Raw genomic sequence first — 13,852 nt, 5'->3', positions numbered from 1 at the left:
CCCTTCGGATGACGGTGTGGACGGCGGACATTCGTCGTTGCCACGGGATGCAGTGTGAAACCGCATCGTGGTTCGCGCTGTGCGTTTGCGCACCGCTTTCGCCAACTACAGGGACAAGGCTGCGGGCTGCGGATACAGCACTTCGAGCGGCTCGGAGCGGCCGCGCACGGCGAGCGCTTCGGGTGCTCCCATCGCATCCGCAACGCCGGCCTGTTGTGCCGCGAACAGCGAGACGACCAGGCGCGACGCGGCCGTCTTCGAGTGGTCCTGCAGGCGGCTTGCGGTGTTCACCACTTCGCCGATGGCGGTGAAGGTGGTGGTCTCCAGGTAGCCCACTTCACCGACCGCCGCGCGCCCCGCATGCAGGCCCATGCCGAACTCCAGGCGCTGCCCGAACTGCGCCTCGAAACCTTCGCTCCATGTGTCCATGCGCTGGGCGATCAGCGTGGTCGCATGCAGTGCCTGCCGGCATGCGGTGGGCAGGTCGGTCTCGAGTCCGAAGATCGCCATCACGCTGTCGCCGATGAACTGGTTGGGCACGCCACCGCTCTCGCGCACGGCCGCGCCGACGGTGGCGAAGTAGCGGTCGAGCACATAGGCGAGATCGAAGGGCCACTGCCGCTCCGAGAGCCCCGACCAGCGCCTGAGGTCGACGAAGAGGATCGCCACGTCGCGCTCGCGCCCGAAGCTGCCGACCGGCGCGGGCCGGCCCGCGTTGGGCAGCGGTGCAAAGAGCGGCGTGACTTCGATGTCGCCATGCGGGCGCAGCTGGCAGGCCAGCCGTACGTCGGCCGGCGCGCGCACGCGTTCGAGCGTGCGCTGCTCGTCGCGGCCCGGCTCGCCGATGTGCCCGGCCGCGCCGATCACACGCACACGGCAGGTGGAGCAGCGCGCGCGGCCGCCGCAGATCGACACATGCGCGATGCCGTGCGAGCGGCTCGCTTCCAGCACGCTCCAGCCGCGCGGCACCTGCACCGTGCGGTCGGGGTAGCGCAGCGCGATGGACGGCTGGCGCGAAAGGCGCGCAAACCAGTTGCGTCCCCAGCGTGCCGAGAGCAGTGCCAGCAGCGCCAGCACATACAGCCACTTGAGGCTCTGTTCGGCTTCGTTCAACGCCAGCCCTTGCGCGGGCGTCGGCACCGGCACGGTCGGCACGCCGGTCCACTGGAACTCGCGCCCGATCGAGATGAACCCCATCGCCGCCGTGAACGGGAGCACTACCGCCATCGCCAGCAGCAGGGAAGACAAGCGCCGGTACAGCGGCTGTGCTCGCAGCGCGAAGTGCAGGCCGAGGCAGCCGTGGGTCCAGGCCGCGAGCATCAGGCTGAACTGGGCGGCCGCACCCGGCAGGCTCCAGAGACCCCAGACCACGCGCACGTAGGAGCCGTCGATGCCGTAGGCCTCGTAGGCGCCGCGTATCGCCGTCAGATGGGTGGCGATGAGCAGCGGCAGCGCAAAGCCCAGCACCACGCGCAGGGCCTCCAGCGGTGGCATGCGCAGCGTGCGCCGCTCCCACAGGGCGACGACGGCCAGCGCCAGGTGCGTGAGGGCGGCGCCATAGAGCAGCACCGTCCCCGGCAGGCTGTGCCAGAACTTCTGCGCGCCGCGCAGCACGCTCTCGGCCAGCGCAAAGGAATAGATGCCCAGCGAATGGTTCAGCAGGTGCAGCGTCACGTAGCCCATCAGCACCAGCCCGCTCACCCAACGCAGATTGCGCCGTGTCGGCGGTTTCAGGGGAAAAGGCTGGGGAGGGGAACGTCTGTCCATGAACGGGTTCGAAGCGGCACCCGAGCATAATGCGCGCGCCCCTACCGACCGGCATGGCCACACCAGCATCCACTCCCCGCTCCAGCCTCGCGCTGCGCCAGATCGCGCTGCTCGAAGGCCTCTCCGACCAGCGCCTGGACCTGCTCGCCCAGCAGTGCCTGTGGCACAGCGTGGAGGCGGGCAAGCCGCTGCTCCTGCGCGCCGAACAGCAGGGCGAGGTGTTCCTGCTGGTCTCGGGCCGGGTGCGGGTGACGACCTATTCGGCCAACGGCCGGCAGGTCACCTTCCGCGATGCCGAGGCCGGCCAGTACTTCGGCGACATCGCCGCCATCGACGGCGGCCCGCGTTCCGCCGACGTGGTCACGCTGGAGCCCAGCGTGGTCGCCAGCCTCGACCGCCCCGCCTTCATGGCCCTCTTGCGCGACGAGCCGTTGGTGGCCGAGCGGGTGATGCAGCGGCTGGCATCGCTGGTGCGGCAACTCTCCGAACGCGTGATCGACCTGAGCACGCTCGGCGTGCAGAACCGGCTGCATGCCGAGCTGCTGCGCCTGGCGCGCGCCGCCGGCATCGAGGGCAACGAGTCCCGGCTGGAGCCCGCCCCCAAGCATGCGGAGCTGGCCAGCCAGATCAGCACGAACCGCGAGCAAGTCACGCGCGAACTCAATGTGCTGGTGCGCAGCGGCGTGTTGCGCAAGGACGGCAAGGCGCTGTTAGTGGCCGACGCCGCCCGCCTCGAGCTCATGGTCTCGCAGGTGCGTGGCGACGCCGGCTGAACCGGCGGATCAGTTCCAGCGTCCGTTCGTCCCGCCGACGCTGAAGCGGCCCGCGCCCAGCAGCACCACGGTCAGCGCGCCGAACAGGTACAGGCCCTGCAGTTCCAGCGCCCAGCCGCCCTGCTTGGTCAGTGCGAACAGGTCGGCCATGTGCACGAGGCCGAGGGCCACGATCATGTTGATGACGATCACCCCGGCGGCGGCGCGGGTCCAGAAGCCGGCGAGCAGCAGCAGCGGCGCCACGATTTCACCGACATACACGAGATAGGCCAGCCCGCCCGGCAGGCCCGCCTTGGCCAGCATGCCGCCGATGAAGCCGACGCCGGCCGACAGCTTGAAGATGCCGTGCAGCAGCACGAGCACGCCGATGGTCACGCGCAGCAGCAGCTTGCCGGCATCGTCCAGCGAGGCGGGGGAGGGCGAGGCGAGCGACGACGGTGTGAGCGACGCACGCGAGGTATTGGCGGCTACGGTGTTCATGGCAGATCCTTGCGAACTTGAAAAAGGAAGGGTCCGCCACGGAATGCGGCGGTTGCGGTTCCAGTGTGCGGAGCTGCCGGAAAGCAGGATGTGCGTTTACGCACATCTTTTGGTGAAAGGCTCGGTCAGTGGGCGCCGAAGTGGCTGGTCCACTTGCGCTCGTAGTCCATTTTCTGGAAATGCGCCGCCATGAAATCGATGAAGCTGCGCACCTTCGCCGACAGATGCTTGCGGCTCGGGTACGCCAGGTTGATCGTCAGGTGCGGCAGGTCCCAGTCGTCCAGCGTGGGCACGAGGCGGCCGGCCACGATGTCTTCATGGACGATGTAGGTCGGCTGCACCAGGATGCCCATGCCGTCGAGTGCGGCGGCGCGCAGCACCTGGCCGTCGTTCGATTCGAGCAGGCCGTTGACGGACACCGTGTGCGTCTCGCCCTTGCGCGTGAAGCGCAGCTCGTTCGGGCTGTTGGCGTGGGTGTAGATCAGCAGCTTGTGCTGCTTGAGCTCGTCCAGCGTCTTCGGAAAGCCGTGATGCGCGAAGTAGCGGGGCGACGCCGCGAGGATGCGCCGCGTCTCGCCGAGCCGGCGGATCGTGACGTTCGAATCGGGCTCGAATTCGCGCGTGCGGATCGCCACGTCGATGTTGTTGTCGATCAGGTCGAAGTAGCGGTTGGCCGCCTCCACGTGCACCGTCACGCCCGGATAGCGCTGCGTGTAGTCGCGCAGGAGCGGCGCGATGTGATGGATCGAGAACGACAGCGAGGCGGTGATGCGCAGCACGCCAGTCGGATTGAGCGCGGTGGCGTTCACCGTCGACTCTGCATCGGCCAGGTCGGCCAGGATGGTCTTGGCGCGCGCGCAGAACTCGCGGCCGGTGTCGGTGAGGTAGAGGCGCCGCGTATTGCGCTCCACCAGCCGCGCGCCGAGCCGGGCTTCGAGTGCACTCAGGTGGCGGCTCGCGGCGGCGTTCGAGAGGCCCAGCGCCTCGGCCGCACGGCTCAGGCTGCCGGCATCGGCGATCTGCACGAGCAGTGCGATTTCGGTCCAGCGGTCCATGGCGGGTGTCTCCGGGAGGCTTGTCTTGGGTGGCGGCTGGTTCCGGGGAATTGACCGTGGCCCCGGGCGTTACCGAGCGGTGGATTTTAGGAGGCCATCCACTGCGCCGCGATAGCGCGTGCCCGGAGCGCAGGCGCAAAAAAAGAGGGACCGGCGACGGTCCCTCTTTGCCTCGTGCCGGCCGCGCGGCCGGATCTCAGCCCAGCAGGCCGTGCAGGATGTTCGTCACCGGCGACTGCGCATTGCCGGTGCCGTGGTCGAGCAGGCTGGTGATCGGCGTCACGACCTCGGTCACCAGCGGGGCGACCGTGTGTTCGACAGTGGCGACCACGGGTGCCACCGCCGAGCCTGCACCGGCCAGGATGTCGGTCACGGGCGCCGCGACACCGGTCGCCGCGTGGGTCGCGCTGGACGCGATCGGCTCGACGGCATCGGCCACGCTGACCACCGCCGAGACCGGCTCGAGGATGTTGGCGGCCGGGCCGTTGCCGCCCAGCAGTCCGCCGAGCAGGTTGCCCACGAGGCCGTCCTGGCCAAGGACGCTGCCGAGGAGGCCACCGTCGCCGCCCAGGAGGCCACCGACGATGCCGTCTTCGCCGAGCACGCCGCCGAGGAGGCCGCCGTCGCCACCCAGGAGGCCGCCGACGATGCCGTCTTCGCCGAGCACGCCGCCGAGGAGACCGCCGTCGCCGCCCAGGAGGCCGCCGACGATGCCGTTGTCGCCGAGCACCCCGCCGAGGAGACCACCGTCGCCGCCCAGGAGGCCGCCGACGATGCCGTCTTCACCGAGCACACCGCCGAGGAGGCCACCGTCGCCGCCCAGGAGGCCGCCGACGATGCCGTTGTCGCCGAGCACGCCGCCGAGGAGACCACCGTCGCCGCCCAAGAGGCCGCCGACGATGCCGTCTTCACCGAGCACACCGCCGAGGAGACCGCCGTCGCCGCCCAGCAGGCCGCCGACGATGCCGTTTTCACCGATCACGCCGGCAAGGAGACCACCGTCGCCGCCGAGCACGCCGCCCAGGAGACCGCCGTCACCGCCGAGCACACCACCCAGGAGTCCGTCGTCGCCCAGCAGGCCGCCGAGAAGCCCGCCTTCACCGCCGAGCACGCCGCCCAGCGGCCCATCGCTCAGCAGGTTGCCGACTGCGCCATCGGGGCCGAGCAGGCTGTCCACGAGCCCGCCCTCGCCGAGCAGGCCACCGGTGAGGCCTTCGCTGCCGAGCAGGCCCGCGAGTGAGCCGTCACCGCCGAGCACGCCGCCCAGGACTCCGTCTTCGCCCAGCAGGCCGCCCACCAGGCCATCGTCTCCAAGAACGCCACCGAGCAGGCCGCCCTCGCCACCGAGCACGCCACCCAGCAGGCCGTCGTCACCCAGCACGCCACCGAGGAGCCCGCCTTCGCCACCGAGCAGACCACCCAGCAGGCCGTCGTCACCCAGCACGCCACCGAGGAGCCCGCCCTCGCCGCCGAGCAGACCACCCAGCAGGCCGTCGTCACCCAGCACGCCACCGAGGAGCCCGCCTTCGCCACCGAGCAGACCGCCCAGTAGGCCGTCATCACCCAGCACGCCACCGAGGAGCCCGCCTTCACTGCCGAGCACACCGCCCAGCAGTCCGTCCTCGCCGAGCAAGCCACCCAGCAAACCATCGTCACCCAGCAACTGCCCGACCAAGCCCTCTTCGCCGAGCAGCCCACCCAGCAGGCCTTCTTCGCCCAGCAGGCCCTCGAGCACCTGGCCGACCACGCCGTCGTCGCCGATCAACCCGTCCACGAGGCCATCGATGCCCAGGCCGGTGGTCACGCCGCCGAGCAGGCCTTCGCTGCCGAGCACGTTCTCGAGGATGTTGTCCAGCGCATCGGTCAGGTAATCGACCTGGCCGATCAGCGAGGCGACGAGCGCGTCCGTCAGGCCGTCACCCAGCAGTCCGTCGACCACGGGGGTCAGCACGCCGCCGATGTCGACGACCAGGTCGTCCACCGCGTTGTCGACCGGATCGAACTGGTTCGGATCGTTGGGCCTGAATTCGTTGCCCGCGATCGGCGAGAGCACGTCGTCCACCAGGTCCGTGAGGCCGTCGGCCACAGGCAACAGCGATCCCAGCGTGCCCGAGGAACCGGAAAGGGGGTGAGTGCCGCTGTCGCCGCCCAGGCCGAGGGCGTTGTCCAGGGCGCCGAGCAGATGGCCGGCGAGGCTGTCGCCGGGGTCGAGCAGGTGGTCTGCATCGGCATCGGAGTCGGCGTCCGCATCGGAGTCTGCGTCGGAGTCGGCATCCGAATCGGAATCCGAATCCGAGTCGGCATCGGCGTCCGCGTCCGCATCGGCATCTGCATCTGCATCTCCGTCGGCATCCGCGTCCGCGTCGGCATCCGCATCGGCGTCCGCGTCGCTGTCACCGATGCCGGCAAAGAGCAGGGGCGTGCTGCCGTCGCCGCCGCCACCGCCGCTCAGCGCGGCACCGAGCGCAACAGCGCCGAGTGCGCCGAGCGCGAATTCGCCCAGTCCGATGCCGCTGCCGCCCGCGGCCTTCTTGGTCACGGCCACGGCGGCGGCGTCGGCATCGCTGTCGGCCGGCGTGACCTCCAGGTTGCCCGCGGCCACGTCCACATTCACCTGCTCCAGGCCGCCGGGCAGCTTGGTCGAGCCGATGGTGGCGTCGGTGCCGCCGGCGAAGACGCCGGACAGCGGCGCCTTGTTGGCCGCCGAACCGGGGAACAGCACATTGGCATGGCCGCCGTCGGGAACGATCACGCGGTCGCCGGCCATCAGGCTCTGGCTGCCGTCCACCGGAATCCGCACGCCGTCGCGCATGACGACCGTGCCGGGCGTGGCGTTGGACAGCGAGCCGAGGCTCGCAGGAGCGGCAGGAGCGGCGGATGCCGCTGTCGCGGCCGCCCCCATGGGAGCGACCGGCGTGACGCTGGCCTGGGCCAGGACCACGGGGGCCGCGCTGTTGTCGGCAAAGACCGGAAGCGAGCCGACGGGCGCTTGGGTGTTGGTGATCATGGCAACCTCCTCGTGGAATAAGTCACCCCAAAGCGCAACATGCGTGCCGCCGTCGCACAGGGTTTTCACCGCAATGCCGAAAGCGGACTATCTCGTTGATTTCAAAGGGATTTCTCGTGCCGCACCCAGCAGACCGAGGAGACGAACCGCGCTGCTTTCGCGATTCGTTACGTAACGCGAAACGCTTTCAGGCCGGAACGCCAACCGCGTTCCGCGGCGAAACCGGATCCCCGACGCCGCGACCGTTCCGCTGGGCGGAAAAATCATTTGCGCCGCGGCGCTTCCGGGTGCGCAGCCCGCGGCCTACAGTCCGCAGCACCCCAGAGACAGACACCACCGACCCGCGAAGGCCAGACAAGGAGACAGCCACGATGCGCAACCTCAACCAGGACAACATCACCCAGGCCGTGCTCGCGCGATTCGCCGACACGCCCGATCCGCGCCTGCACGAGATCATGACCAGCCTCGTGCAGCACCTGCACGCCTTCGCGCGCGAGGTGAAGCTCACCGAAGCCGAATGGTTCCAGGGCGTCCAGTACCTCACCGCCACCGGCCAGAAATGCGACGACAAGCGCCAGGAGTTCATCCTGCTGTCGGACGTGCTGGGCCTGTCGATGCTCACGATCGCGATGAACAACGACAAGCCCGCCGGCTGCACCGAAGCCACCGTGTTCGGCCCGTTCTACTTCGAAGGCGCGCCCGAGTACGCGCACGGCGACGACGTGGCCAACGGCGCCGCGGGCGCGCCCTGCGACGTGTACGCCACCGTGCGCGGACTCGACGGCGAGCCGGTGGTCAACGCGGTCGTCGATGTGTGGCAGGCTGACGAAGGCGGCCACTACGACGTGCAGAAGGCGGAGCTCGACCACGCCGAGAACCGCGGGCGCCTGCGCACAGCGGCCGACGGCTCGCTGCATTTCAGGAGCGTGCTGGCCGAGGCCTACCCGATCCCGGTCGACGGCCCCGTGGGCGACCTGCTGCGTGCGACCAAACGCCATCCGTGGCGGCCCGCGCACCTGCATTTCAAGATCGAGGCGCCGGGCTACGAAAACCTCATCACCCACGTGTTCCGCGAAGGCGACAAGTGGCTCGACTCCGACGCGGTGTTCGCGGTGCGCCAGTCGCTGGTCGCGCCGTGGAAGCAGCAAGGCGACGGCCGCTGGCGGCTGGATTTCGACTTCGTGCTGAACCCGCTCGATCCGTCGAAGCAGCCGGCCTGAAGCGTCGGTCCCGGGCCTGCTACGCTCGCAAAGCCTGCCCCCGACGGCAGGCTTTTTTCTGCGTCCTCCGTCACCTCCCATGGCCTTCCCTCTCATCACCGACCCGCATTTCTATGCGGTCGCCGTCCCCGCCGTGCTGCTGCTGGGCATCAGCAAGAGCGGCTTCGGCGCCGGCTTCGGTTCGCTCGCGGTGCCGCTGATGGCGCTGGCGGTCACGGTGCCTCAGGCCGCCGCGATCCTCATGCCGCTGTTGCTGCTGATGGATGTGCTGGGGCTCGCCGCATTCCGGCGCGACTTCGACCGGTCGCTGCTGAAGTTCCTGATTCCGTTCGGGCTGATCGGCACGGTGGTCGGCACGCTGCTGTTCCGCGTGCTGTCGGCGCACACGGTGGCGGGCATCGTCGGCGTGTTCACGCTGCTGTTCCTCGCGCAGCGGCTGGTGTTTCCGCCGAAGCCCGACGATCCGCTGCCCTCGCGCGGCGTGGGCGCGGTGCTCACGGTGGTGTCGGGCTTCACGAGCTTCATCGCGCATGCGGGCGGTCCGCCGGTCAATGCCTATGTGATTCCGCTCAGGCTCAAGCCGGTGGTGTTCACGGCGACGATGGCCTACTTTTTCTTCGTGGTGAATCTCAGCAAGTGGATTCCCTACGCGTGGCTCGGCCTCATCGACTTTCGCACGCTGGCCACCTCGGTGGCGTTGATGCCGCTCGCGCCGCTCGGCGTGTGGGTCGGCATTCGCATTGCGAGGCGCATCGACGCGACGTGGTTCTATCGCTTCGTGTACCTGGGGATGCTGCTGACCGGGCTCAAGCTGGTCTACGACGGATTCTTCGCCTGAGCCCGGCGCCCCGGATCAGAGCTCGACGATGCTCTTGAAGCCACCGAAGATCATCCGCTTCGCGTCGAACGGCATGGTCTTCGGGTCCATGGCCGCGATGCGCGGATCGGCCATGACCTTCTTGTTCACCGTGTCGCGGTGCTTGCGCGACTTGTAGACGATCCACGAGAAGGCCACCGTCTCGTCGGCCTTGAGCTTCACGCTCTGCGGAAACGAAGTGAGCTTGCCGGGCTTCACGTCGTCGGCAATGCACTCCACGTATTCGAGCGCGCCGTACTCCATCCAGACCTTGCCGGCCTTGCGCGCGAGCTTGCGGTACGCCTCGACGTTGTGGGTGGGAATGGCAACGATGAAACCGTCTACATAGCGAGCCATGGGTGATCTCCTGAATGAAAGATAGAACCGTTGAAGAAAAAACAGCGGCGGCTGCATGGCGTCGTTCTCACGGCGCCGATTCGCTCACCGTCCCGCGGGGCGCTGCCGCCTCTTCGTTGTTCTGCATTTGCGCCGGTGGTGCGGTGCGAAGCAGCAAGGCCCCGATCGAACCCGCCAGCGCCGCGAACACGGCGCCGACAAGAAACGCAAGGTTGTAGCCACCGGTGAGCGCCAGGGGCAGTTGCGCGCCCGCTGCGGCCATGGACCCGGTGCGCGCCGCCGCGGCGCTGGCCAGCACGGCCAGGCCGAGTGCGCCGCCCATCATGAAAGCGGTGTTGACCACACCCGATGCAAGGCCCGAATCGGCCGGATCGACCTCGCTCATGGCCGCCAGCAGCACCGGGTTGAACGCCATGCCCGCGCCCAGGCCGAGCAGCATCATCCCGGGCAGCACGTCGACGACGAAGCTGCCGTTGACCGGCGCACGCGCAAAGAGCGCCAGGCCGATGGCCGCGAGCCAGAGCCCGACCGCGAGCGGCTTGCGGATGCCGAAGCGCATCACCAGCCTGGCCGAGAGGCCGAGCGAGAACACCGCCATGATGATGTTGGCCGGCAGGAACGCGAGGCCGATCTGCATCGGCGTGTAGTTCAGCACCAGCTGCATGTAGAGCGCCGAGATGAAGAACCACGCGAACATCGCCGCGGCCCACAGCACACCCACCACATTGGCGACCGACACGCTGCGCAGGCGAAAGAGGCCCAGCGGCATCAGCGGATGCTGCACGCGCGCCTCGATGGCGATGAAGGTCGCCAGCAGCACCACGGCCGCGCCGAGCAGGCCCAGCGTCTGCGTGGAACCCCAGCCCGCTTCGTTGCCGTTGACCACGCCGTAGACCGCGAGCATCAGCGACAGCGTGACGGTGACCGCGCCGGCGACGTCGAGCTTCTCGCCGTGCGCCTGTCCGCGCGCATTGGGCAGCAGTGCCACGCAGAGCGCATACACCGCCACGCCGATCGGCAGGTTGACCAGGAAGATCCAGTGCCAGCTCAGCGAGCTCGTGAGCAGCCCGCCCAGCAGCACGCCGATGCTGCCGCCGCCCGCGCAGACGAAGCCATAGACGCCCATCGCCTTGGCGCGGTCGGCCGGTTCGGTGAACAGATTCATGATCAGCGAGAGCGAGACGGCCGAGACCACCGCGCCGCCCAGCCCCTGCACGGCGCGCGCCGCGACCAGCACGCCCTGCGAGTTGGCGATGCCGCAGGCCAGCGAGGCGAGGGTGAACAGCACCAGGCCGATCAGGAAGAGCTTGCGGTGGCCATACAGGTCGCCGAGCCGGCCGCCCAGCAGCAGGAAGCCGCCGAAGGTCAGCATGTAGGCATTCACCACCCAGACCAGCGACGTCTCGGTGAAGCCGAGGTCGGTGCGGATCGAGGGCAATGCCACGTTCACGATCGTGGTGTCGAGCACGATCATCAGGACGCCGAGGCAGAGCACCATCAATGCGAGCCAGCGCTTCCGGTTGTCGAGTGTGTCGGTCATGGGAGGGAATTCCTTCAAATCGCCGAGAAGGCGCTTTCTTTAAACGAGCGGCTTGCCACCGTTGATGAGCCAGGGCGTGCCGAAGCGGTCGGTCACCATCCCGAAGCCTTCGACCCAGAAGGTCTTCTCGAAGGGCATGGAGACGGTGCCGCCTTCTGCGAAGGCATCGAACACGCGGCGCGCCTCGGCGACGGTCTCGAGGGTGAGCGCGACGCCGAAGCCCTTCATGCCTTCGTAGGTCTGGCCGGGCATGGTGTCGGAGGCCATGAGCATGCCGTCGCCGTAGGCGAGCGAGGCATGCATGATCCGCTTCTTGACGTCGGCGGGCATCTGCTCGGTGTCGGGCGCTTCGCCGATGGTCATCATCATCTGGATGGTGCCGCCGAGGGTCTTTTCATAGAAGCGCATGGCTTCCTGTGCGTTGCCGTCGAAGGTGAGGTAGGCGTGGATGGGGGACATGGTGGTTTCCTTTGGATTGGTTACTTTTCGGTGGCCGTCTTGAGGTTGGCAAGGCCTGCTTCGAAGTCCTTGCCGATCATCTGGTCCATGTTGAAGAAGATGCCCATGAGCTTGGCGATGTAGGGGCTCGGGCCGGACATGGCCCAGGTGACCTGCGTGGCGTCGCCCTGCGGCTGCAGCGTGAACTCGGCGATGTTGTGGCCTTCGAAGGGCTTGATGAAATCCAGCTTGATCCCGACCTTCGAGGACGGTGTGGACTCGGCAATTTCCATCTTGCCCGCGCCCGCCTTGTCGTTGCCCTCCCAGGCGTAGGTGGCGCCCTGGCCGGCCGGTGCGCCGCCGAAGCTGCGCTTCATGGCCGGGTCCAGCTTCTCGTAGGGCGACCACTCGCTCCAGCGGTGGAAGTCGTTGATCAACGGAAAGATCTTCTCGGCCGGCGCAGCGATGCGCGCGGTGCGCTCCACGCGGAAGGTGTCGGGCCGGGTGGCTGCGTAGATGAGCACGATCGCGATCAGCGCGAGGATGGCGAGGACGATTTTCTTGAACATGTGAAGGGATTCCTTGGGGCAGGGACAGGGCAGGCCGGCGTCGTGATCACTTGCCGGCGTCGACCACCAGCAGCCAGCCCACGCCGAAGCGGTCGGCGAGCATGCCGAAGCTGGACGTGAAGAAGGTGGGTATCAGCGGTTGCATCACCTGGCCGCCATCGGCGAGCGCGTCGAAGCACCTGCGGGCATCGGCGTCATTGGCGACGGTGAGCGACAGCATGATCCCCTTGAACTCCGCCTGGCCCGAGCAGTGGCCGTCGGAGAACATCAGCTCGGTTTCGCCGATGCGGACCAGGGCGTGCATCACCTTGTCGGGGCTGGGCATGGCACCGGCGCAGCCTTCGCCTTTTTCCATGGAGGCATGGGCGGGCGCATCGCTGTAGCGCATGAGCTGGACGACTTCGGCGCCGACAGCCTTCTTGTAGAAAGCGATCGCTTCGTCGCAACGGCCTTCGAAGAACAGGTAGGACTGGACTTTCATGGCAATTCCTTTTCGCTGGAGAGGTTTCGAGGTTTCAAGGATGCGCATTGGCTTCTGCGCGAATACGATGGAACTACTTTGTGTACACCGTCCACAAAGAATAGCAGGGATAATGGACAGTGTCCACATGGAATTGCGATGAAGTTGAACAACGTCCCCGAAGGCCTGCCGGCCGCACGCACCACCTACCGCCACGGCGACCTGCGCCGCGCGCTGCTGGAAGCGGGCGTCGAACTGGCGCGCGATGGCGGTCCCGATGCGGTGGTGCTGCGCGAGGCCACGCGGCGCGCGGGCGTGGTGCCGAATGCGGCCTATCGGCACTTCGCCAGTCGGCACGAGCTGCTGCTGGCGGTGCGCGAGGCGGCGCTCTCGGCCGCGGCCAAGGCCATGGAGTCTGAACTGGCCGTGCTGCATTTCGACCAGCCGCCCGTGGATTTCGCCCGCGCGCAGGTGCGCGCCATCGGCACGGCCTACCTGCGTTTCGCGCAGGCCGAGCCGGGCCTATTTCGAACGGCGTTCGTGATCACCGAGGAAGGCGAGGGCCAGATGGGCCCCGCGGCCGCAGGTGCGAGCGGCATGGGCCCGTTCCAGCTGCTGGGCGCGGCGCTCGACCGGCTGGTGGACGCCGGCGTGCTCGATGCGGCGCGGCGCCCGAATGCCGAATACCTCGCGTGGTCGGCGGTACACGGGCTGGCGCTGCTCATCATCCAGGGGCCGCTGCGCGCGCTCGATGCGGAGGCCACCCATGCGCTGGGGCAGCGGCTGTGCGACATGGTGGAGCGGGGCCTGTAGCGCCCCGGAAAGTCAGAGATAGATCTTCTGCAGCAGCTTGATCAGCGTCTCGCGCTCGCGCGCCGTGAGATTGGCGCTTGCATCGGCCTCCAATTGCACCACGGTCTGTTCGGCCTCCCGCACCAGCGCTTCCCCGTCGGAGGTGAGATGCAGCCCGACCGCGCGCCCGTCGTGCGGATGCGGCCGGCGCTCGATGAGCCCCCGGCTGTCCAATGTGGCCACCAGGCTCACGAGGTTGGGCGGCAGGATGTCCAGCGTGTTGCACAGCTGCCGCGAGGTGGCACCCGGGTTGTGCGCCAGCAGCGAGAGCACCGAGAAATCGATTTGCTTGAGCCCGTAGGGCGCCATGCGCTCCGCGAAGACGCCGCTGATCATCAGCCAGGCGCGGCGGGCGTTGTAGCCGACCAGGGTTTCGAGCACGCGGGCATCGAGCCGGTCCGAGCGGCCCGACGAGGATGCGGCGGGCTCGCTTTTCGAGGAGGTTTTTTTCGCGGGAGCAGGCATGCCCCCGAGCGTA

Annotated in this window: 14 protein-coding genes; 4 read left to right on the top strand and 10 right to left on the bottom strand. The window is 68.3% G+C overall.

Annotation, left to right across the window (positions count from 1 at the left end):
* Positions 1-105: 105 nt before the first annotated feature.
* Positions 106-1,767 (bottom strand): adenylate/guanylate cyclase domain-containing protein, encoded by a 1,662-nt coding sequence (locus tag M2282_RS22480; protein ID WP_280810982.1) that lies wholly within the window; start codon positions 1,765-1,767, stop codon positions 106-108.
* A 29-nt stretch (positions 1,768-1,796) separates the two neighbouring features.
* Here M2282_RS22480 and M2282_RS22475 point away from each other — a divergent pair, with 29 nt between their 5' ends.
* Positions 1,797-2,540, top strand: a complete 744-nt coding sequence (locus tag M2282_RS22475; protein ID WP_432422927.1) for a Crp/Fnr family transcriptional regulator — start codon at positions 1,797-1,799, stop codon at positions 2,538-2,540.
* Between the two features lie 9 nt (positions 2,541-2,549).
* Here the strand turns inward: M2282_RS22475 and M2282_RS22470 are convergent, their stop codons facing one another.
* The 3 genes from M2282_RS22470 to M2282_RS22460 form a co-directional block, all read right to left on the bottom strand.
* Positions 2,550-3,020, bottom strand: a complete 471-nt coding sequence (locus M2282_RS22470; RefSeq protein WP_280810980.1) for a DoxX family protein — start codon at positions 3,018-3,020, stop codon at positions 2,550-2,552.
* A 125-nt stretch (positions 3,021-3,145) separates the two neighbouring features.
* Positions 3,146-4,075, bottom strand: a complete 930-nt coding sequence (locus M2282_RS22465) for a LysR family transcriptional regulator (protein ID WP_280810979.1) — start codon at positions 4,073-4,075, stop codon at positions 3,146-3,148.
* A gap of 196 nt (positions 4,076-4,271) precedes the next feature.
* On the bottom strand, positions 4,272-7,082 hold the full coding sequence (locus M2282_RS22460) for a hypothetical protein (RefSeq protein ID WP_280810978.1): 2,811 nt from the start codon (positions 7,080-7,082) through the stop codon (positions 4,272-4,274).
* A 371-nt stretch (positions 7,083-7,453) separates the two neighbouring features.
* Here M2282_RS22460 and M2282_RS22455 point away from each other — a divergent pair, with 371 nt between their 5' ends.
* Positions 7,454-8,302 (top strand): intradiol ring-cleavage dioxygenase, encoded by an 849-nt coding sequence (locus M2282_RS22455; protein WP_280810977.1) that lies wholly within the window; start codon positions 7,454-7,456, stop codon positions 8,300-8,302.
* A 79-nt stretch (positions 8,303-8,381) separates the two neighbouring features.
* Positions 8,382-9,140, top strand: coding sequence for a sulfite exporter TauE/SafE family protein (locus M2282_RS22450; RefSeq protein WP_280810976.1), 759 nt, complete (start codon positions 8,382-8,384; stop codon positions 9,138-9,140).
* Positions 9,141-9,155: 15 nt separating this feature from the next.
* Here the strand turns inward: M2282_RS22450 and M2282_RS22445 are convergent, their stop codons facing one another.
* From M2282_RS22445 to M2282_RS22425, 5 genes are all read right to left on the bottom strand, one after another.
* Positions 9,156-9,515: a DUF1428 domain-containing protein gene (locus tag M2282_RS22445; RefSeq protein ID WP_280810975.1), complete on the bottom strand. Its 360-nt coding sequence runs from the start codon at positions 9,513-9,515 to the stop codon at positions 9,156-9,158.
* Between the two features lie 67 nt (positions 9,516-9,582).
* On the bottom strand, positions 9,583-11,055 hold the full coding sequence (locus M2282_RS22440) for a DHA2 family efflux MFS transporter permease subunit (RefSeq protein WP_280810974.1): 1,473 nt from the start codon (positions 11,053-11,055) through the stop codon (positions 9,583-9,585).
* Between the two features lie 39 nt (positions 11,056-11,094).
* The gene (locus tag M2282_RS22435; RefSeq protein ID WP_280810973.1) at positions 11,095-11,514 is read right to left on the bottom strand and encodes a VOC family protein; all 420 of its coding nucleotides are present in this window, start codon (positions 11,512-11,514) and stop codon (positions 11,095-11,097) included.
* Positions 11,515-11,534: 20 nt separating this feature from the next.
* The gene (locus M2282_RS22430; protein ID WP_280810972.1) at positions 11,535-12,062 is read right to left on the bottom strand and encodes an SRPBCC family protein; all 528 of its coding nucleotides are present in this window, start codon (positions 12,060-12,062) and stop codon (positions 11,535-11,537) included.
* Positions 12,063-12,108: 46 nt separating this feature from the next.
* The gene (locus tag M2282_RS22425) at positions 12,109-12,543 is read right to left on the bottom strand and encodes a VOC family protein (RefSeq protein ID WP_280810971.1); all 435 of its coding nucleotides are present in this window, start codon (positions 12,541-12,543) and stop codon (positions 12,109-12,111) included.
* A 138-nt stretch (positions 12,544-12,681) separates the two neighbouring features.
* Between M2282_RS22425 and M2282_RS22420 the strand changes: the two genes are divergently transcribed.
* Positions 12,682-13,335, top strand: a complete 654-nt coding sequence (locus M2282_RS22420) for a TetR/AcrR family transcriptional regulator (RefSeq protein ID WP_280810970.1) — start codon at positions 12,682-12,684, stop codon at positions 13,333-13,335.
* A 12-nt stretch (positions 13,336-13,347) separates the two neighbouring features.
* On the opposite strand, the gene M2282_RS22415 is transcribed toward M2282_RS22420, so the two are convergent.
* On the bottom strand, positions 13,348-13,839 hold the full coding sequence (locus M2282_RS22415; RefSeq protein WP_280810969.1) for a MarR family winged helix-turn-helix transcriptional regulator: 492 nt from the start codon (positions 13,837-13,839) through the stop codon (positions 13,348-13,350).
* Between the last annotated feature and the right edge of the window lie 13 nt (positions 13,840-13,852).

The sequence above is a fragment of the Variovorax boronicumulans genome (genome assembly GCF_029892485.1).
Lineage (GTDB): Bacteria > Pseudomonadota > Gammaproteobacteria > Burkholderiales > Burkholderiaceae_C > Variovorax > Variovorax boronicumulans_B.
Note: the sequence above shows the minus strand (reverse complement) of the source record. Positions and strands in the feature narration are given on the sequence as shown.

Excerpts from the sequence above, each read along its gene's own strand:
- M2282_RS22480 (WP_280810982.1), bottom strand. The coding sequence starts at position 1,767 with ATGGACAGACGTTCCCCTCCCCAGCCTTTTCCCCTGAAACCGCCGACA.
- M2282_RS22475 (WP_432422927.1), top strand. The coding sequence starts at position 1,797 with ATGCGCGCGCCCCTACCGACCGGCATGGCCACACCAGCATCCACTCCC.
- M2282_RS22470 (WP_280810980.1), bottom strand. The coding sequence starts at position 3,020 with ATGAACACCGTAGCCGCCAATACCTCGCGTGCGTCGCTCACACCGTCG.
- M2282_RS22465 (WP_280810979.1), bottom strand. The coding sequence starts at position 4,075 with ATGGACCGCTGGACCGAAATCGCACTGCTCGTGCAGATCGCCGATGCC.
- M2282_RS22460 (WP_280810978.1), bottom strand. The coding sequence starts at position 7,082 with ATGATCACCAACACCCAAGCGCCCGTCGGCTCGCTTCCGGTCTTTGCC.
- M2282_RS22455 (WP_280810977.1), top strand. The coding sequence starts at position 7,454 with ATGCGCAACCTCAACCAGGACAACATCACCCAGGCCGTGCTCGCGCGA.
- M2282_RS22450 (WP_280810976.1), top strand. The coding sequence starts at position 8,382 with ATGGCCTTCCCTCTCATCACCGACCCGCATTTCTATGCGGTCGCCGTC.
- M2282_RS22445 (WP_280810975.1), bottom strand. The coding sequence starts at position 9,515 with ATGGCTCGCTATGTAGACGGTTTCATCGTTGCCATTCCCACCCACAAC.
- M2282_RS22440 (WP_280810974.1), bottom strand. The coding sequence starts at position 11,055 with ATGACCGACACACTCGACAACCGGAAGCGCTGGCTCGCATTGATGGTG.
- M2282_RS22435 (WP_280810973.1), bottom strand. The coding sequence starts at position 11,514 with ATGTCCCCCATCCACGCCTACCTCACCTTCGACGGCAACGCACAGGAA.
- M2282_RS22430 (WP_280810972.1), bottom strand. The coding sequence starts at position 12,062 with ATGTTCAAGAAAATCGTCCTCGCCATCCTCGCGCTGATCGCGATCGTG.
- M2282_RS22425 (WP_280810971.1), bottom strand. The coding sequence starts at position 12,543 with ATGAAAGTCCAGTCCTACCTGTTCTTCGAAGGCCGTTGCGACGAAGCG.
- M2282_RS22420 (WP_280810970.1), top strand. The coding sequence starts at position 12,682 with ATGAAGTTGAACAACGTCCCCGAAGGCCTGCCGGCCGCACGCACCACC.
- M2282_RS22415 (WP_280810969.1), bottom strand. The coding sequence starts at position 13,839 with ATGCCTGCTCCCGCGAAAAAAACCTCCTCGAAAAGCGAGCCCGCCGCA.